Source organism: Xanthomonas cucurbitae, from assembly GCF_002939885.1.
GTDB classification, from domain to species: Bacteria; Pseudomonadota; Gammaproteobacteria; order Xanthomonadales; family Xanthomonadaceae; genus Xanthomonas; species Xanthomonas cucurbitae.
The window spans coordinates 107,652-126,260 of sequence record NZ_MDED01000008.1 but is presented as its reverse complement, the minus strand read 5'-3'; the positions used below and the strand labels follow the sequence as shown (position 1 = coordinate 126,260).

At 64.5% G+C, this 18,609-nt stretch carries 11 protein-coding genes and 2 pseudogenes; 9 read left to right on the top strand and 4 right to left on the bottom strand.

Features of this window, described 5'->3' with window-relative positions; genetic code table 11:
* Together XcuCFBP2542_RS06565 and XcuCFBP2542_RS06560 are read left to right on the top strand one after the other, a co-directional pair.
* Nucleotides 1-381 (top strand): annotated as a pseudogene (locus XcuCFBP2542_RS06565) (TraG/VirB4 family ATPase); the annotation flags it as partial.
* Nucleotides 382-553: 172 nt separating this feature from the next.
* A complete protein-coding gene (locus XcuCFBP2542_RS06560) occupies nucleotides 554-2,170 on the top strand; it encodes an alpha-amylase family glycosyl hydrolase (RefSeq protein ID WP_104602800.1) in 1,617 nt (538 codons plus the stop codon).
* Between the two features lie 300 nt (nucleotides 2,171-2,470).
* Here the strand turns inward: XcuCFBP2542_RS06560 and XcuCFBP2542_RS06555 are convergent, their stop codons facing one another.
* Both XcuCFBP2542_RS06555 and XcuCFBP2542_RS06550 read right to left on the bottom strand, forming a co-directional pair.
* Entirely contained in the window at nucleotides 2,471-5,245 is a 2,775-nt protein-coding gene (locus tag XcuCFBP2542_RS06555) for a TonB-dependent receptor (protein ID WP_104602799.1), read from the bottom strand.
* Between the two features lie 315 nt (nucleotides 5,246-5,560).
* On the bottom strand, nucleotides 5,561-7,642 hold the full coding sequence (locus tag XcuCFBP2542_RS06550) for a glycoside hydrolase family 97 protein (protein WP_104602798.1): 2,082 nt from the start codon (nucleotides 7,640-7,642) through the stop codon (nucleotides 5,561-5,563).
* A 242-nt stretch (nucleotides 7,643-7,884) separates the two neighbouring features.
* On the opposite strand from XcuCFBP2542_RS06550, the gene XcuCFBP2542_RS06545 reads away from it, so the two are divergent.
* Genes XcuCFBP2542_RS06545 through XcuCFBP2542_RS06535 form a run of 3 tightly spaced genes read left to right on the top strand, consistent with a single transcriptional unit; the run spans nucleotide 7,885 to nucleotide 13,219 of the window.
* Nucleotides 7,885-10,071 carry a glucosidase family protein gene (locus XcuCFBP2542_RS06545; RefSeq protein ID WP_104602797.1) on the top strand — a complete coding sequence of 729 codons (2,187 nt, stop codon included), beginning with the start codon at nucleotides 7,885-7,887 and terminating at the stop codon, nucleotides 10,069-10,071.
* Nucleotides 10,068-11,546 carry an MFS transporter gene (locus XcuCFBP2542_RS06540; RefSeq protein ID WP_104602796.1) on the top strand — a complete coding sequence of 493 codons (1,479 nt, stop codon included), beginning with the start codon at nucleotides 10,068-10,070 and terminating at the stop codon, nucleotides 11,544-11,546. Before XcuCFBP2542_RS06545 ends, XcuCFBP2542_RS06540 begins: the two co-directional genes overlap by 4 nt.
* A complete protein-coding gene (locus XcuCFBP2542_RS06535) occupies nucleotides 11,546-13,219 on the top strand; it encodes an alpha-amylase family glycosyl hydrolase (protein WP_170066959.1) in 1,674 nt (557 codons plus the stop codon). The genes XcuCFBP2542_RS06540 and XcuCFBP2542_RS06535 overlap by 1 nt, the downstream gene beginning before the upstream one ends.
* Before the next feature lie 108 nt (nucleotides 13,220-13,327).
* On the opposite strand, the pseudogene XcuCFBP2542_RS06530 reads toward XcuCFBP2542_RS06535, so the two are convergent.
* Both XcuCFBP2542_RS06530 and XcuCFBP2542_RS06525 read right to left on the bottom strand, forming a co-directional pair.
* Nucleotides 13,328-13,456: pseudogene (locus XcuCFBP2542_RS06530) on the bottom strand (LacI family transcriptional regulator); the annotation flags it as partial.
* Between the two features lie 179 nt (nucleotides 13,457-13,635).
* On the bottom strand, nucleotides 13,636-14,757 hold the full coding sequence (locus XcuCFBP2542_RS06525) for a LacI family DNA-binding transcriptional regulator (protein WP_167526883.1): 1,122 nt from the start codon (nucleotides 14,755-14,757) through the stop codon (nucleotides 13,636-13,638).
* A 325-nt stretch (nucleotides 14,758-15,082) separates the two neighbouring features.
* Between XcuCFBP2542_RS06525 and thrS the strand changes: the two genes are divergently transcribed.
* The 4 genes from thrS (at nucleotide 15,083) to rplT (ending at nucleotide 18,383) form a co-directional block, all read left to right on the top strand.
* On the top strand, nucleotides 15,083-16,987 hold the full coding sequence (gene thrS, locus XcuCFBP2542_RS06520; protein WP_104602793.1) for a threonine--tRNA ligase: 1,905 nt from the start codon (nucleotides 15,083-15,085) through the stop codon (nucleotides 16,985-16,987).
* Nucleotides 16,988-17,035: 48 nt separating this feature from the next.
* Nucleotides 17,036-17,578 carry a translation initiation factor IF-3 gene (infC, locus tag XcuCFBP2542_RS06515; RefSeq protein ID WP_082861869.1) on the top strand — a complete coding sequence of 181 codons (543 nt, stop codon included), beginning with the start codon at nucleotides 17,036-17,038 and terminating at the stop codon, nucleotides 17,576-17,578.
* Nucleotides 17,579-17,815: 237 nt separating this feature from the next.
* Nucleotides 17,816-18,013: a 50S ribosomal protein L35 gene (rpmI, locus tag XcuCFBP2542_RS06510; protein WP_002811096.1), complete on the top strand. Its 198-nt coding sequence runs from the start codon at nucleotides 17,816-17,818 to the stop codon at nucleotides 18,011-18,013.
* 10 nt (nucleotides 18,014-18,023) lie between these two features.
* Complete coding sequence (gene rplT / locus XcuCFBP2542_RS06505; protein ID WP_003484828.1) at nucleotides 18,024-18,383, top strand: 50S ribosomal protein L20; 360 nt, start codon at nucleotides 18,024-18,026, stop codon at nucleotides 18,381-18,383.
* Nucleotides 18,384-18,609: the final 226 nt, after the last annotated feature.

Genomic DNA, 18,609 nt, shown 5'->3' with positions numbered 1-18,609 from the left:
TCGATCATCGGCTTCGACTACACCGACGTGATCGACAACGCCGAGGTGCGCGTGCCGGTCATCAACTACCTGCTGCATCGGCTGGAAGCGCTAATCGACGGCCGTCCGCTGATCTACGTGATGGACGAGTTCTGGAAGATCCTGGATGGCAAGGGCGGGCTGAAGGAATTTGCCAAGAACAAGCAGAAGACCATCCGTAAGCAGAACGGTCTGGGGATCTTCGCCACGCAGAGCCCGGAAGACGCGCTGGCCAGCGACATCGCCGCAACGCTGATCGAGCAGACCGCCACGATGGTGTTGTTGCCCAACCCCAATGCCAGCCGCGACGACTACATCGACGGGCTCAAGCTGACCGATGCCGAGTACCAGGTGGTGGTGTCGGAAATGACCCGCGCGACGAAATAGCGATTTTCCAATTGGAATTTTTGCAGCAGACGACGGCATGACAATGAATACGTATGCACGCGTGCGCTCATGGCCCACTACGCCGCTAGGCTAGCGCCCTTGGCCGGCGGCCGTGTTGGCTGCCAGCAGTGGCCCGGGAGGGGCGTGCATGTTGCAGACACCATGGTGGCGCGGGGCCGTCATCTATCAGGTCTATCCGCGTAGTTTTCTCGATTCCAATGGCGATGGGGTGGGCGATCTGCCAGGCATCATCGCCAAGCTCGACTACATTGCGGGGCTGGGTGTGGATGCGATCTGGATCTCGCCGTTCTTCAAGTCACCGATGGCCGATTTCGGCTACGACATCGCGGACTATCGTGCGGTGGATCCGTTGTTCGGCACATTGGAGGATTTCGATCGTTTGCTCGACAAGGCGCATGCGCTCGGGTTGAAGGTGATGATCGACCAGGTGCTGAGCCATACGTCGATCGACCATGCCTGGTTCCAGGAAAGCCGGCAGGACAAGGCCAACGCGAAGGCGGACTGGTACGTGTGGGCCGATCCGCGTGAGGATGGTACGCCGCCCAACAATTGGCTGTCGCTGTTCGGCGGTGTGGCATGGCAGTGGGAGCCGCGGCGCGAGCAGTACTACCTGCACAACTTCCTGGTGGGTCAGCCGGATCTCAATTTCCACAATGCCCAGGTACAGCAGGCGACCCTGGACAATGTGCGGTTCTGGCTGGAGCGCGGGGTGGATGGATTCCGCCTGGATGCGATCAACTTCTGCTTCCACGATGCGCAGCTGCGCGACAACCCGGCCAAGCCGGCGGATAAGCGGGTAGGGCGCGGGTTCAGTGCGGACAATCCGTACGCGTATCAGTACCACTACTTCAACAATACCCAGCCGGAGAATCTGCCGTTCCTGGAGCGCCTGCGCGCGTTGCTCGATGGTTACCCGAATGCGGTGAGCCTGGGCGAGATTTCTTCGGAGGATTCGTTGGCGACCACGGCCGAGTACACCGCCAAGGGCCGTCTGCACATGGGCTACAGCTTCGAGCTGTTGGTGCAGGATTACAGCGCTGCCTATATCCGCGAGACGGTCAGCCGGCTTGAGGCGACCATGCTGGAAGGCTGGCCATGCTGGGCGATTTCCAATCACGACGTGGTGCGGGCGGTGACGCGTTGGGGTGGCGAGGAGGCGTCGCTAGCATTTGCGAAGATGGTGGTGGCGCTGCTGTGTTCGCTACGTGGCTCGGTCTGTCTGTATCAGGGCGAAGAGCTCGGATTGGGCGAGGCGGATGTGGCGTTCGAAGATCTGCAGGATCCCTATGGCATCACGTTCTGGCCAACCTTCAAGGGGCGCGACGGGTGCCGCACGCCGATGCCGTGGACCGATGCGCCGTCGGCGGGTTTCACCAGCGGCAAGCCGTGGCTGCCCATGGCCGAGCCGCACCGTCGGGCCGCGGTGAGTGTGCAGCAGGGCGATGCGCACTCGGTGTTGAGCGCGGTGCGGGCGTTTCTTACCTGGCGCAAGCGCATACCGGCCTTGTGCGAAGGAGCGATCACGTTCTACGACACGGCTGAGCCGGTGCTGATGTTCCGGCGTGAGCATGCGGGCCAGGTCATGCTGTTGGCTTTCAATTTGTCTTCCGACGTCGCCAAAATTGTGCTGCCTGCAGGTGCATGGGGGCAGATCGATGTGCCGGGGGTGGAGCGTGGCGTGATCGAACATGGGCGGGTGAGCTTGCCTGGGCACGCGGTGGTTTGCGCTACGGACGAGGGCTGACACCACCGTTTTACCGGCGGGTATGAGCGTGATCGGGTGACACCGGCGAGGCATTTCAGTGGGATGCCTCGCTTTTTGTACGATTGTCAGGCGACGAATCAGGGCGCACGTAACATGCTGTGCCCGGCAAGCGACGCAAGGCGCGTGACATCTGCTCCAATGATAGTGGTCGTGTCCACCAGAAAGGCGGTTGCGCGCATTCAAAAGAAAAGCCGCCGATAGTCAGTCGGCGGCTTTTCGATGGCGATACCTTCCGCTTATCGCCCCGTGAGGGAGGGCTTGAGCGCTACCTGCAGCGAATCAGAACTTGTAGTTCACGCCCAGCACGAAGGTGCGGCCCCATTCGATGTATTCGAGCGGGCGATCCTTGGACTCTGCATAGGTGCGATACGGCGAGTTGCTGAGGTTGCTGGCTTGCAGCAGCAGGGTCAGGCCAGCCAGGCTGCTACTGTCGCTAAAGTTGTAGCTGATCTGCGCGTCGGTGATGTTTTCGCCGACCACATAGCGCAAGGTGCGGTTGCCGTTGAAGTTGCCGATCTCGCCGATGAAGTCCGAGCGACGGCGTTGGCTCACGCGTGCCTCGAAGCCCTTGTGCTCGTAGTAGGCGGTGAGGTTGTAGACGCGTTCGGACAGGCCGGGCAGGCTGATTTCGCCATCGCCCACGCTGGAGGCGCTTTCCGGGTCGCGGATCTTGACGTCGCTGTCGTTGAAGGTGGCGCTGGCCTGGATGCCGAAGCCTTCCAACGGGGCGAACAGTAGGTCCAGCGGCAACGAGGCGGTAAGTTCGACGCCGCGCAGCGTGCCGCCCTTGCCGTTGAACGGTGCGCTGAAGGTGCCGGTGGTCAGGACCGGTGCGGAGCCCGGCGGCGGCACGTAGCCGGCGACCAATGCCGAGAAATCGTAGTTGTCGCGGCTCTGGGTGTAGATATAGCTCTTGAGATCCTTGTAGAAGAACGCTGCCGCTACATAGGCGCGATCAGCGAAGTACTTCTCATAGGAGATGTCCAGGGCGTTGGCACGCCACGGGTCGAGCATGGGGTTGCCGCCACTGGCACCGGGGCGGCCGGTGGAGGTATCCACGCCGAATTCCAGCGAGGCGCGGAGCTGGTCCACGCGCGGGCGCGCCACCTGCTTGGCCATCGCAAACCGCAGCGTCTGCTCGTACGGGAACTGGAACGCCAAATTCAGGCTGGGCAGCCAGTCGCGGTATTTCTTGCCATCGTCGATGGGACGCACTTCGCTGCCGGCCGGCTGCGAGGCATCCCAGTAATTGGCCTGCGAGGACTGGTCGGCACTTTGCAGTTGCACGCCGATGTTGCCGCGCACGCCTACTTCGCCCCATTCGGTATTGATGTTGGCGCGCAGCCAGGCGGTGGTGATCTTTTCTTCGACCGTCCAGGCCTTGGAGACCAAGAACGAGGCGTCGTCGCTGGGGTTGAACAGCATGTAGCGCGACACGGTGGCCGGCACATTCCAGGCGGGCAGGGAGCCGAGGCCGGCAAAGCCGAGATTGACCGGGGCGTATTGCAGGTCCGCCGCCACCGTGGCTTCGCCCTGCGCGCCCAGCGTGATGTTGCCTTCTGGCTGGGTCTTCTGCTTTTCGCGATTGGCGTAGTTGACGCCCACGTCCAGATCGGAAAACCAGCTCAGTGCTTCGGGCATGGGGAAGCTGGCCTGCAGGCGCGCGCCCTTGAGCACGTCTTCCACGCGCGGCACCTTGCCGTAGCCGGAGCCGTAGATGGTGTTGGTGAGGAACAGCTCGTCCGGATTGGAATAATTCATGCCCGGCGCCAGCTGCGAGAAGCCATTGCCGACGACCGACACGCCCACCGTGTCCAGCTGCGGCATGGGGGCGCGCTGGAGATTGTTCTCCAGGTTCAACTCGTCGCGGGTCGCCTTGGAGTAGTTCAGGTCGGCGATGATCTTGACGGCGCCGGCGGAGATCTCGTTGTTCCAGCCGAAGGCGTCGATCTTGTCTTCGCGCTTGTTGTACATGCCGCGCACCAGCGGATAGACGCCACTGGCGGTTCCGCCGATGAAGCTGCCGTTGTCGTTGACCCGCACATCGGTGATGTTCAGGCCCGGCGTGTAGCCACCGTTGTAGTTGCTCAGGTTGAGCTCGAACTGGTTGGCGGTATCGATCTGCTCGGCTTCGGTGTGAAAGGCGTCGAGCGTGCTGGTCCAGGCGTTGGACGGGCGGTACTGCAGCGTGGCCATGACGCCGTCGCGCTTCTGGTTGCCGGTGCGGCGCAAGGCCTTGATGCCATCGGAGAAGTACACGCCGTCGGCAACGCCGGGGCGCTGGCGCTGTGCGTTGACCGTCTGCCAGGGTTCGTACAAACCTACCTGGTTTTCCTGGATCGGCATGTCGGTATGCGCGTAGCCGATGGTCAGGCCGATGGTGCGGTCGGCGAACTGGTCGATGTAGCTGACATTGAAGCGGTTGCCGTAGGGGTCGACATTGGCCGCCTTGCCCAGCGAATTGCGCTGGTAGCGGCCGCCGATGGCAATGACGCGCTCGTTGTAGCTGAGCGGGCGTGCGGTCTGCATGTCCACCGTGCCCGACAGGCCCTGTCCGACCAGCCCGGCATCGGGCGTCTTGTAGACGGTGACGCCGCTGACCAGTTCGGACGGATATTGGTCGAATTCCACGCTGCGGTTGTCGCCGGTGCTGACCACTTCGCGGCCATTGAGCAGGGTGGTGGAGAAGTCTGGCGACAGGCCGCGCACGCTGATCACCTGCGCGCGGCCGGCCACGCGCTGTGCAGCCAGGCCGGGCAGGCGCGCCAGCGATTCGGCGATGCTCACGTCCGGCAGGCGGCCGATGTCTTCGGCGGAAATGGCTTCCACGATGGAGGTGGAATCACGCTTGACCGAAATGGCGCCTTCGATCGCGCGGCGCAGGCCGGTGACCTGGACCTTGTCCAGCTCGGTGACCTCGCCGGCGGCCGGCTCGGACGCGGTCTGTGCGGTGGTGGTGGTTTGCGCAGGCGTTGCCGATTGCGCGGCTGCCAACGTCGGTGCCATGGCGACGGCCAGGGCGATACTCAGCGCGGAGCGCTCGTGCTTCAACATTTTCCCCTCCCAGGTACATGTTGTTCTTTGAATTTTGATCCGGCAGATGCCTGGAGATGCTGCGTCGTGCGTCGTGCAAGGCGTCGCGACTGCAACGTATGGTAGACATCGCGCCTGCGTGCAAACGGCCACTGCATACGTATTCAACCGCCACGTTGGCGATGAAATCGATTCCATGCGCGGCTTTCGGTCATACCGTGTGGCTTGCTGCGGGTGGCCAGGCGACCGGAATGCTGCATCCGCAGCGGCGCGGTGCCGCGATGGCATGCAATCGTTGGCGGCGGCCCTGCATGCGGGCCGTCGCAACGGTGTCGCTCAACGTGCGCCACCCACCGGCACGAAGCGGATCGCCTGCCCGCCGCCCGGTGCCAGCCGCAGCTCCAGGGTGTCGCTGCTGCCGACCTGGCGCTCTTCGCGCGCGAAGGCGAACGGGTTGCTCACATAGTCGGCGCCATCGCCATCGCGATAAATCTGCGCGGTATAGCGTACGCCCGGCTCGAGAAAACCCAGCGGCACCTGCAGCAGACGGCCGTGTTCGTCGGTGATGCTGCCCAGGAACCACTCGCGGCTGTGCCGGTCCTTGCGCGCGATGGTGACGTAGTCACCCACCTCGCCATTGAGCGCGCGGGTCTGGTCCCAATCCACCGCCACATCCTCGATGAAGCGGAACGCATCGCGGTGCTGCAGATAGTGCTCGGGCAGGTCGGCAGCCATCTGGATCGGGCTGTACAGCGTCACGTACAGCGCGAGCTGGCGGGCGAGCGTGCTGGGAATCGCCTGGCCGTTGCGGCCTTTCAGGCTCACGATGCCCGGCGTGTAATCCATCGGCCCGGCCAATAGTCGCGTAAACACCAGGTTGACCTCGTGTTCGGGCGGGTTGGGTGGCTGGCCCCAGGCGTTGTATTCCATGCCGCGCGCGCCTTCGCGCGACATCCAGTTGGGATAGGTGCGGCGCAGGCCGGTGTCCTTGATCGGCTCGTGTGCGTTGACGGCGATATGCCGCTCCGCTGCCTCGCGCACCACGCGCAGGTGGTGGCGTGCCATCCACTGGCCGTCGTGCCACTCGCGCAGCGGCGCACCGCCGGCCGGATTGCGCCGCTCCACCTGGCCGTCGTCGCAGACATAGCCGGTCTTGACCGAGTCCACGCCGAAACGTGCGTACAGGTCCATCGCTTCGGCGATCTGGTCTTCGTAATGGTCCACTGCGCACCCCGTCTCATGATGGCCGATCAGATGCACGCCCTTGCCGACGGCGTACTTGCTCAATGCGGGAAGATCGAAATCCGGCGTGGGTCTGGTGAAGTCGAAGCGGCCGCCATTGCCGAACCATTCGCCGTCCCAGCCTGGATTCCAGCCTTCCACCAGCACGCCGCGAAAGCCGTGCGCAGCGGCAAAATCGATGTAGCGCCGGGTCGTGGCCGTGGTTGCCGCGTGCTTGGGGCCGGTGGCCCAGGTCTGCTGGTTGAGATGCATCGACCACCACACCCCGACATATTTGGACGGCTTGACCCAGTCCACATTGCCTAGCGCATTGGGCGCGTTGAGGTTGAGGATCAGGTTCGATTCCACCAGGCCGGTGGCCTGATCGGCGATCTGCAAGGTGCGCCACGGCGTCTCGAAGGGCAGGGTGCGACGTACCTTCCAGCCTTCGGCCGCCGGTGACAATTGCGCGCGCAGGCGCTGGTCGTCGGTGCGGCGCAGCCACATGCCGGCGTAATCCACCAGCGCCGCTTCGTGCAGTGCGATATGCAGCCCGCTGTCGGTACGTAGCGTGAGCGGCGTATGCGCCAGGGTGAGTTGATTCAGTGGCGTGCGGTGGTAGAGATACTCGTAATGGATCGGTTCGCCCGCCGGAATCCACCATGCATCGGCGTGTTGGGCAATGGCGAATTCGGTGAGTTCGTCGTCGATGATCGCTTCGCGCAGGCCGGCTTGTTCGGGAAAGTGATAGCGCAAACCCAGCCCGTCGTCGTAGACGCGGAAGACCACCTCGAAGCTGCGCTGCGCACCGTCACGCTCGCCCAGGCGAACATGCAATTCGTTGTAGTGGTTGCGGACCAGACGGGTTTCGCCCCAGGGCTGCTCCCAGGTGTCGTCATGACGCTGGCGTGCCTGCGACAGCACCACCAATCCGCGGTCCAGGCGCCCATCGCGCAGGTTGAAACCCAGCCGTGAACGCTGCAGTACCGGCTGGCCCAGGCGTTGCACGCGGTAGTACGGCGTGCCGCCATCCAGCTCCAGGCTCACCTGCAGGATCTTGCCGGGCGAGGCGACATCGATCGTGGTGACCTCGGCATGCAGCATTGGCGCCACGCTTGCGATGCAGGCGAGCAACAGCAGGCGCGCGATCCAGCGTGCGCCCAGCGTCGAGCGTGCTCGACATGAAGACAGCGGCATATCCCCTCCCAAGGTGGCCGTTGCGCAAGCGGCGACTATGCAGCGCGACGCCGGCACCCGACCATGCTGCGTACCGGTGTCGGCAATGAATACGTATGCAGTGGTGCGTAACGGCAAGGTGCGCGTCTACCATGGCGCCACGGCACCTGGGAGGGTCCGCGACCGTGGCGCAGTTGTGCCACGCACCACAACGCGTGCAACGAGGGAGGAAGGCCGACGGCGCAAGCCGTTTCGCCGCTTCGATGCTGAAGATGATCTGCATGGCTGCAACGCTGGGCGTTGCGGCAAGCTCGTCGGCAGTGGCCGATGAGCTGGAATTTCAAGGGCGCCGCGCACAGGCGCAGGCGCTGGACGATGGCGGTTTCGTGTTGCGATGGCCGCAGGGCGAGCGCCGCATTGCGGCGCAGCCGATGCGTACGCACACCGCCAGCCCGATGTTCGATGCCTTGTTCGCGCTGGCGCAGCAGGAGATGGCCGACGACCGCGTGGATGCGATCCGCGATCCGGCCTTCAACGCCGGCAAGCCAGTGCCGTGCACCTGCTTCGAAACCGGCGAGCGCTGGCCGTACGTGTGGACGCGCGATGTCAGTTTCGCCGCCGATCTGGCGCTGGCGCGGCTGGAGCCGCAGCGCACACGCAACTCCTTGCGCTTCAAGCTCTCTACTGCACGCGATGGCCGTACGCCCGGCCTGTTTGTGGCGCAGGACACCGGCTCTGGTGGCAGCTGGCCGATCAGCAGCGACCGGGTGGTGTGGTTCCTGGCCGCGCGCGGTCTGCTGGACGACAAGCCGTTTGCCGACGAGGTGTGGCAGGCGCTGCAGGCCACGCTCGCACAGGATCGCGATGCGGTGTTCGATGCACAGATCGGCCTCTACCGCGGCGAAACAGCGTTTCTGGACTGGCGCGAGCAGACCTATCCGGACTGGACGCGCGAGGACGTGCGCTTCATCGCCGAGTCCTTTGCGCTGTCGACCAACGTGTTGCATTACCAGGCGCTGCGCCTGGCCGAACAGATGGCGCGCCAGCGCGGCGATGCGCGTGCCGCCCGGTATGCGCAATGGGCCGACGCGTTGCGGCAGGCGATCGATGCGCGCTTCTGGGATGCGCCCCGCCAGCAGTATGTGAGCTACCTGGGCAATGCCGCGCATCCGGTGCGCTATGCCAAGGTCGATCTGCTGGGTTTGTCGCTGGGCGTGCTGGCCGAGGTGTTCCCGGTGGAACGCGCACGCCTGGCGCTGCGCAATTACCCGATGGTGGCCGGTGGCAGCCCGGTGGTGTGGCCACAGGAGGCCGCGCAACCGATCTACCACAACCGTGCCATCTGGCCGTTCGTCAGCGCCTATGCCTTGCGCGCATCGCGTGTGCTGGACGATGCGCCGCGCATCGCGCTGGAGTTGCAGTCGTTGATGCGCGGCAGCGCGCTGGCCGGCTCCAACATGGAGAATTACGACATGCAGCGCTTGGCGGTGCACGTGGAAGAGGGCGCGCGCAGCGGCCCGGTGGTGAATTCCCCGCGTCAGCTGTGGTCGGTGGCGGGGTATCTGTCGGCGGTGTTGGAAGGCGTGTTCGGCCTGTCCGCCGATGGCAGCGTCACCCCGAAGTTGCCACGCAGCCTGGTGCCGCTGTTGTTCGGTGCACGCCAACAGATCGTGCTGGAGCAGGGCACGCGCCGGTATGTGCTGCAGCGCCCGGCCGACGACCAGGGCGAGTTGCTGGCGGCCGGGCGTGTCGAGCAGCAGGGCCAGACCACGCAGGTGCAGCTGGTCGGGCGCCAGGCCGACCTGACGGCGCCACCGCAACCGGCGCAGGTGTTTGCGCCGGAAACCCCGATGCCGCCCGAAGTGCAGGAGCAGGCCAATCGGTATCGGGTTGCGATTCCGGCCGGCACGACGCTGTACATGGACGGCCGGGCCCTGGATGCCGCCGGGCATTACGCATTGCCCGACGATGGGCTGCAGCATGTGGTCAGCCTCACCCGGCGCGTGGATGGCCTGGAGTCGCTGCACAGTGCGTCGCTGACGCTTGGCCCATCGCAGACCTTGCCCGGCAGCCAGACCTGGGCATGGAACGCCGCATCCACGGGGCGGCACCGCGTGTCGTTGCGGTATCGCAACGCCAATGGCCCGATCAATACCGGCGTCACGGCTGCGGTAAAGCGGCTGGTGCTGGAGTGCCCGGGCAGGCCGCCGCAATCGCAGGTGATCGTGATGCCGCATAGCGTGGGCGAGCAGTTGTCCACACAGGTGCGCTTCGATGCCGTGGCAGGGCAGGCCTGTGTGTTTCGCCTGGAAGACGGCTTCAACATGAGCGCCCTGACGCATTTTGCCCAGTACACCGGTGGCCGTGGCGGTCGGGACGGTGTGGTCAATGCGGCGCAGGTGAGTGCATTGATGATCGGGCCGGCAGCGGACACGGAGGCCGCGCCATGACCGCAAAGCCACGCCTGAGTTTCTGGCAGATCTGGAACATGTGCTTCGGCTTTCTCGGCATCCAGTTCGGGTTTGCGCTGCAGAACGCCAATGCCAGCCGCATCTTCCAGACCCTGGGCGCGCAAGTGGACGACGTGCCGGGGCTGTGGATCGCCGCACCGCTGACCGGGCTGATCGTGCAGCCCATCATCGGCTATCTGTCCGACCGCACCTGGACCTCCTGGGGCCGTCGGCGCCCGTATTTCATGGTGGGCGCGGTGTTCACCACGCTTGCGTTGCTGGTGATGCCCAATGCACCGCTGCTGTGGATCGCTGCCGGCACGCTATGGGTGCTGGATGCCTCGATCAATATTTCGATGGAGCCGTTCCGCGCCCTGGTCGGCGACCAGCTGCCGCCGGCGCAGCGGCCCACCGGCTATGCGATGCAGAGCTTTTTCATCGGCATCGGCGCCATCGTCGCCAGCTTCCTGCCCTGGTTGCTGGCCCAGTGGGGCGTGGCCAATACCGCGCCCGCGGGGCAGCTGCCCGACAGCGTGCGTTATGCGTTCTATCTGGGCGCGGCGGTGCTGTTCCTGTCGATCGGCTGGACAGTGCTGCGCACGCGCGAATACAGCCCGCGCCAGCTGGCTGCCTTCGACGACGCGCATCCACCTGCTGCGACCGCAGCGATGGCCGGCCTGTTGCCGCCGCCCGCTGCCAGTGCAGTGTGGTGCGGCGCGGGTGTGCTGCTGGCGATCGCCATCGCCTGGCACCAGGGCGACCGCATGCTTTATGTGCTGGCAGGCCTGTGCATCGCCTACGGCGCACTGCTGGCGCTGGCGCGGGTGCTGCCGGCGGGAAGCATGCTGGTGGCAATCGTGCAGGATGTGCGCAGCATGCCGATCACCATGCGGCGGCTGGCCTGGGTGCAGTTCTTTTCCTGGTTCGCCCTGTTCGCAATGTGGATCTACACCACCGCCGCAGTGACCCAGGTGCATTTCGGCACCACCGATACCGCATCGGCGGCCTATAACGACGGGGCCAACTGGGTGGGCGTGCTGTTCGGTGCCTACAACGGTTTCGCCGCGCTGGCGGCGCTGGTCATCCCCCTGCTGGTCCGCGCGATCGGGCTGCGCTGGAGCCATCTGTGCAACCTGTGGCTGGGCGCCGCCGGCCTGTTGTCGATGGTGGTGATCCGCGACCCGCACGGGTTGCTGCTGTCGATGCTCGGCGTCGGCTTTGCCTGGGCCTCGATCCTGTCGCTGCCGTACGCCTTGCTGTCCGACAGCGTGCCTGCCGCCAAGATGGGCGTGTACATGGGCATCTTCAATTTTTTCATCGTGATTCCGCAGCTGGTCGCTGCCAGTGCGCTGGGCTTCGTGCTCCGTGCGTGGCTGGGCGGGCAGCCGATCTACGCATTGGCCATCGGCGGGCTCAGCCTGTTGGTCGCCGGCGTCTGCGTGATGCGGGTTCCAGTCGCCTCGGGAGGGCAGTGATGCGCAGTGCGATGTGTGTGGTGTTGACGATGTACGCGGGCGTGGCGCTCGCGGCGCCTGCGGCGAAGGAGTACTACGGCACCCTGGAGCCATTCGCCGCCGATGCGGTGTACTTCGTGGTCACCGACCGCTTCGTCAATGGCGATACCGGCAACGACCAGCGCGAGCAGGGCGGTGCGCATCGCAGCTTCGATGTGCCCACACCCTGCGCCGATGGCAGCGACGACAACATCGGCTACCTGGGTGGCGACTTCAAGGGCATCGTCGATCATGCCGACTACATTCGCGACCTGGGATTTGGCGCGGTGTGGATCACGCCCATCGTCGACAACCCCGATCAGGCGTTCACCGGTGGCAAGCCGATCACCTGCGGCAGCACGCTCAGCGACTACGGCAAGACCGGCTACCACGGCTACTGGGGCGTCAACTTCTACAAGTTGGACGAACACCTGCCCAGCCCGGGCCTGGATTTCGCCGGTTTCACCCGCGCCATGCACGCCAATCACCTGAAAGTGGTGCTGGATATCGTGGGCAACCATGGTTCGCCGGCCTACACCATGCCGGTGGCACAACCCGGCTTCGGCAAGCTCTACGATGCGCAGGGGCGCCTGGTTGCCGATCATCAAAATCTGCCGCCCGCGCAGCTGGATCCGCAGCACAACCCGTTGCATGCCTTCTACAACACCGGCGGCGGGCTGGCGGAACTGTCCGATCTCAACGAGAACAACCCGGCCGTGCTCGACTACCTGGCCGGTGCGTATCTGCAATGGATGGAGCAGGGCGCCGATGCATTCCGCATCGACACCATCGGTTGGATGCCGGATCGCTTCTGGCACGCCTTCGTGGCGCGCATTCGCGAGAAACGCCCGGGATTCTTCATGTTCGGCGAAGCCTTCGACTACGACGCCGACAAGATCGCCGGACATACCTGGGCGCGCAATGCCGGCGTCAGCGTGCTGGATTTTCCGTTGAAGCAGCAGCTGTCTGCAGTCTTCGGCCATGAGCAAGCGGGCTTCGAAAAGCTCGCCAAGCCCTTGTTCCTGCGCCAGGGTCCGTACGCGAACCCTTACGAGCTGATGAGCTTCTACGACAATCACGACATGGCGCGGCTGGATGCCAGCGACACCGGCTTCATCGACGCGCACAACTGGCTATTTACCGCGCGCGGTATCCCGGTGATCTATTACGGCTCGGAAACCGGCTTCATGCGCGGGCGCGCCGAGCACGCAGGCAATCGCAATTATTTCGGTGTGGAGCGTATCCGTACGGCGCCGCAAAGCCCGATCTTTGCACCGTTGCAGCGCATCGCACGCCTGCGCCGCGAGACCCCGGCATTGCAGCGCGGCGTGCAGGTCGATCTCAGCCTGCGCGGTCAGCAGGCCGCGTTTTTGCGCGTGTATCAGCATGCCGGCACGACCCAGACCGCCCTTGTGCTGCTCAACAAGGGCGATGCAGCCACCAGCATCGTGGTCAATCGCTTCCTGCAACCCGGCCTCTGGCGCGATGCGGTCAGTGGCGAACACCTGCAGGCGCAGGGGCGGCTGGTCACGAAGGTCCCGGCGCACGGCGTGCGCGTGCTGCTCTCGGACGCGCCGGTCATCGATCCCGCATTGCGCAAGCAACTCGACGCGCAGATGGCCGAACAAGCCGCCCGCGACGTCCGCAATCTGTAGGAGCGCGCCTGGGCGCAACGGGGCATTATGGGTAACGCTTCATCGCGCCCAGGTGCGCTCCTACGAAGCGTTTCTTGCAGCCCCATGCATGCGCTGACGAATCCCGACTCAGCGCCTGGTAGTCCCATCGGCGGCCCTGCCAGTCACTGCTTCGCCGGTCTCCGCGCCGGACGGGTTCCAGCCCAGCGGCGGCTGCAACCCGCTGCTGTGCGAGGAGTCGCGCACGGCCAGTTTCACTTCCCGCATTGCGCAAGCAACTCGACGCCCAGATGGCCGAACAAGCCGCCCGCGACGTTCGCAATCTGTAGGAGCGCACCTGGGCGCGACGGGGCATTATCGGTAACGCTTCATCGCGCCCAGGTGCGCTCCTACGAAGCGTTTCTTGCAGCCCCATGCATGCGCTGACGAATCCCGACTCAGCGCCTGGCAGTCCCATCGGCGGCCCTGCCAGTCACCGCCTCGCCAGTCTCCGCGCCGGATGGGTTCCAGCCCAACGGCGGCTGCAATCCGCTACTGTGCGAGGAATCGCGCACGGCCAGCTTCACCGGAATCGTGCGGCTTTGCGCCGCTTCGCCGCGGATCAGCGCCACCAGGCTTTCCACCAGCAGCGTGCCGGCCTGCTTGGTGTCCTGCTGCACCGTGGACAAGGCCGGCGCCACCGAGGCGGCCAGCGCGATATCGTCGAAGCCGCTGACCGCCACGTCCTGCGGCACGCGCAGGCCGCGCTCGCGCAGGGCGCGCATCGCGCCGATGGCGATCAGATCGCTGGCCGCGCACACTGCATCGAAGGCGTGGCCGCTGTCGAGCAGCGCCAGGCACGCGGCATGGCCGGACGACTCGGTGGTGATCGCATCGAACTGCAACGCCGCATCGGCAACCAGGCCCTGTTGTGCCAGCGCGGCCACGTGACCGCGGTAGCGTTCCTCGAATTCGGGGTAATGATTGGAGGCATGGCCCAGGAAGGCGATACGCCGGCAGCCCTGCGCCAACAGGTGCTCGGTGATGTCCAGCCCGCCCTGGTAGTTGTCGCTGCCGATCGAGATACCCGGTTGGCCCGGCAGCGCCGCGCCCCAGCGCACGAAATGCGTGCCTTGCTCCACCAGCAGCTGCAGCCGCTGGCGCGACTGTTGGTAATCGCCGTAGCCCAGCAGGATGATGCCGTCGGCCTTGTTGCTGTCTTCGTAGTCGGCCTGCCAATCCTTGGACAGTTGCTGGAACGACACCAGCAGGTCGTAGCCCTGCAGCGCGCAGGCGCGGGTGATCGAGCCCAGCATCGAATGGAAGAACGGATTAATCAGCGAATCGTCGGCGGTGGGGTCTTCGAAGAACAGCAGCGCCAGCGTGCCGGCATTGCGCAGCCGCAACGAAGAAGCATTCTTGTCCACTTTGTAGTTCAGCTCGCGGGCAATCCGCAGGATGCGCTTGCGGGTTTCCTCGTTGACCATCGGGCTGCCGCGCAGGGCACGCGACACGGTCGGCTGCGACACGCCGGCCAGGTAGGCGATATCCAGCGAGGTGGCTTTACCCTTGATGGTCATGGTCGGCAGCGGCAGGACGAGTGGCCGGCATCATGCCATGCGCCCGCCGGCCCCGTGCCGGGCTGCCCGGTGGCCGCCTGATTGGTTTACCATTCACCTCCAAGACCCCTTGCGAGAAGGTGGCCCGCGCCCCGCGCCGGCCGAGCGTGCGACATGAGCACTACCACCGCCCACCGCTGATCCCGAGCGGCGCCCGTGTCCGTGGCGCCCGCGACGCGGTCTTCCGCATGACCTTTCCCGCTTCTCCCCGAGCCTGTCCAGCAGTGGTCAGGCCTCCCATGGCAGCTTCCGGCTGCAGCCAGACCAGACATCATTATTCTTGCCCATGATCAACATCACGCTCCCCGACGGCAGCCGCCGCGAATTCGAATCCCCCGTCTCGGTCATGCAGGTCGCCCAGTCGATCGGCGCGGGCCTGGCCAAGGCCACCATCGCCGGCCAGGTCGATGGCCAGCTGGTCGATGCCAGCGACGTCATCGACCATGACGTCAGCCTGCGCATCATCACCGCCAAGGATGCCGAAGGCGTGGAGATCATCCGCCATTCCTGCGCTCACCTGGTCGGCCACGCGGTCAAGCAGCTCTACCCCGAGGTCAAGATGGTGATCGGTCCGGTCATTGCCGAAGGCTTCTATTACGACATCTATAGCGAGCGCCCGTTCACGCCCGAAGACATGGCCGCGATCGAGCAGCGGATGCAGGAGCTGATCGCGCAGGATTACGACGTCATCAAGAAGGTCACTCCGCGCGCCGAGGTGGTCGAGGTGTTCGCCCAGCGTGGCGAGGAGTACAAGCTGCGCCTGATCGAGGACATGTCCGCCGACATCACCGCGATGGGGCTGTACTACCACCAGGAATACGTGGACATGTGCCGTGGCCCGCACGTGCCCAACACGCGCTTCCTCAAGGCCTTCAAGCTGACCCGTATTTCCGGTGCCTACTGGCGCGGCGATGCCAAGAACGAGCAATTGCAGCGCATCTACGGCACCGCCTGGGCCGACAAGAAGCAGCTGGACGCCTACATCCTGCGCATGGAAGAAGCCGACAAGCGCGACCACCGCAAGATCGGCAAGGCGCAGGACCTGTTCCACCTGCAGGAGGAAGGGCCGGGCCTGGTGTTCTGGCATCCCAAGGGCTGGTCGCTGTGGCAAGTGGTCGAGCAGTACATGCGCCGCGTCTACCGCGACAGCGGCTACGGCGAGGTGCGCTGCCCACAGATCCTGGATGTGTCGCTGTGGCAAAAATCCGGCCACTGGGACAACTACCAGGACGCGATGTTCTTCACCGAATCGGAGAAGCGCACCTACGCGGTCAAGCCGATGAACTGCCCGGGCCATGTGCAGGTGTTCAACCAGGGCCTGCACAGCTACCGCGACCTGCCGATCCGCTATGGCGAATTCGGCGCCTGCCACCGTAACGAGCCGTCCGGCGCGTTGCACGGCATCCTGCGCGTGCGCGGGTTCACCCAGGACGATGGACACATCTTTTGCACCGAGGGGCAGATTGAGTCGGAGGTGACTGCGTTTCACCGGCAGGCGCTGAAGGTCTATACCGACTTCGGCTTCGACGAGATCCAGATCAAGATCGCGCTGCGCCCGGAAAAGCGCCTGGGCGACGACGCCACCTGGGACAAGGCCGAAGCCGCGCTACGCAGCGCGCTGGGCGTGTGCGGGGTGGAGTGGCAGGAGTTGCCGGGCGAGGGCGCCTTCTATGGCCCCAAGATCGAGTACCACCTCAAGGACGCCATCGGCCGCACCTGGCAGCTGGGCACCATGCAGGTCGATTTCATGATGCCTGGCCGGCTGGGCGCCGAGTATGTGGACGAGAACAGCCAGAAGAAGCATCCGGTGATGCTGCACCGGGCCATCGTCGGCTCGATGGAGCGTTTCATCGGCATTCTGATCGAGCACCACGCCGGCGCGTTCCCGTCCTGGCTGGCTCCGGTGCAGGTCGTCGTCGCCAACATTACCGACGCTCAGGCCGAATATGTGGACTCGGTTCGGAAAACCCTTGCAAATCAAGGCTTCCGTGTCAGCGCCGATTTGCGTAACGAGAAGATCGGTTATAAGATCCGCGAGCATACGCTGCAACGCGTGCCCTATCTGCTCGTGGTCGGCGACCGTGAGAAGGAAAATGGCGCGGTTGCCGTGCGGACTCGCTCGGGAGAAGACCTTGGAACCATGGCGGTTTCGGCCTTCATCGAACGTCTGCAGGCAGAGCAGGCAGCGTGAGCCAACCCCGGCCGGTCTGGATGATCCGGATGCGCCGGTTCGATTCCCCTGGGAGATTGCAATATCAGTACCCCTGACAACAAACAGAACCGCAAGAACCAAGAAATCCGGGTGCCGCGCGTCCGCGTGATCGGCAGTGACGGAGAGATGGTCGGCGTGTTGTCGCGCGACGAAGCGCTCGCCAAGGCCGAAGAAGAAGGCCTGGACCTGGTCGAAATCCAGCCGCAGGCCGATCCGCCGGTCTGCAAGATCATGGATTTCGGCAAGTTCAAGTTCGAGCAGCAGAAGAAGGCCAACGAGGCCAAGAAGAAGACCAAGCAGGTCGAGATCAAGGAACTGAAGTTCCGCCCGGTCACCGATGAAGGTGACTACCAGATCAAGCTGCGCAACATGCGCCGCTTCCTGGAAGAGGGTGACAAGGTCAAGGTCAACATCCGCTTCCGTGGTCGTGAAATGAGCCACCAGGAGCTCGGTCGCGAGATGGCGGCCCGGATCGAGGCCGATCTGGGCGACGACATCGTCATCGAATCCCGTCCGCGCCTGGAAGGGCGTCAGATGGTCATGATGATCGCGCCGAAGAAGAAGATCTGACCCGCTGCCGCGGCGGCCCAACCCGGGCCAGCCGCGGCGATAGGGCGCGATTTGCAAGAATTCCCGGCAACGGGTAGACTGCGCGGCCCAGTTTATCGGGGCGCCGTGCAAGCGGCACCAGGACCTGTCCGGATCGTGTTCGATCAAGGGCTTACAAGCAGGCAAGGGCAAGGATGGAAAGCGTGGTCGCAAGACTGCCGCCCGTGTCAGTGACAAAACACCATCAAGGACATCGCAATGCCCAAGATCAAGACCAACCGGGCGGCGGCCAAGCGTTTCCGCAAGACTGCCTCCGGTAAGTACAAGTGCGGCCACGCAAACCGTAGCCACATCCTCACGAAGAAAGCGACCAAGCGCAAGCGCAACCTGCGGCAGACGAACCACGTCCGTGCCGAGGACGCTGGCCGTCTCGATCGTATGCTTCCCTACCTCTGAGGACTGACCCATGGCACGAGTAAAGCGTGGCGTACAGGCGCGTCGCCGCCACAAGAAAATTCTGACCCTGGCGAAGGGCTACTACAACGCTCGCCGCAAGGTCTTCCGCGTTGCCAAGCAGGCCGTCATCAAGGCACAGCAGTACGCCTATATTGGCCGCAAGCAGAAGAAGCGTAATTTCCGTTCGCTGTGGATCACCCGCATCAATGCGGCTGCCCGCATCAACGGCCTGAGCTACAGCCGTTTCATGAATGGCCTGCTCAAGGCTGGTATAACCCTGGATCGCAAGGTGCTGGCCGATATTGCCGTGCACGACGCCGCCGGCTTTGCCGCGCTGGCCGAGAAGGCAAAGGGCGCGCTGGCGGCGTAAATGCAGGTCCCTCTGCAAGAGCCCGCACGCCGTATGTGCGAGTCCCTCGCAGGAGCCCGCACATCCATGTGCGGACTTTTGACAGAAGCGAGTCATCGTCAGTAGTCACACCTCGGTGCGGGTGCTTTCGATGCGTGAAACGCAGAGATGCAGGGGGAAGGGCGCGAGTCCTTCCCCTTTTGCGTTTTTGCGAAGCCACCAAGTGGGTGATGGCAGGTTGGTGCAG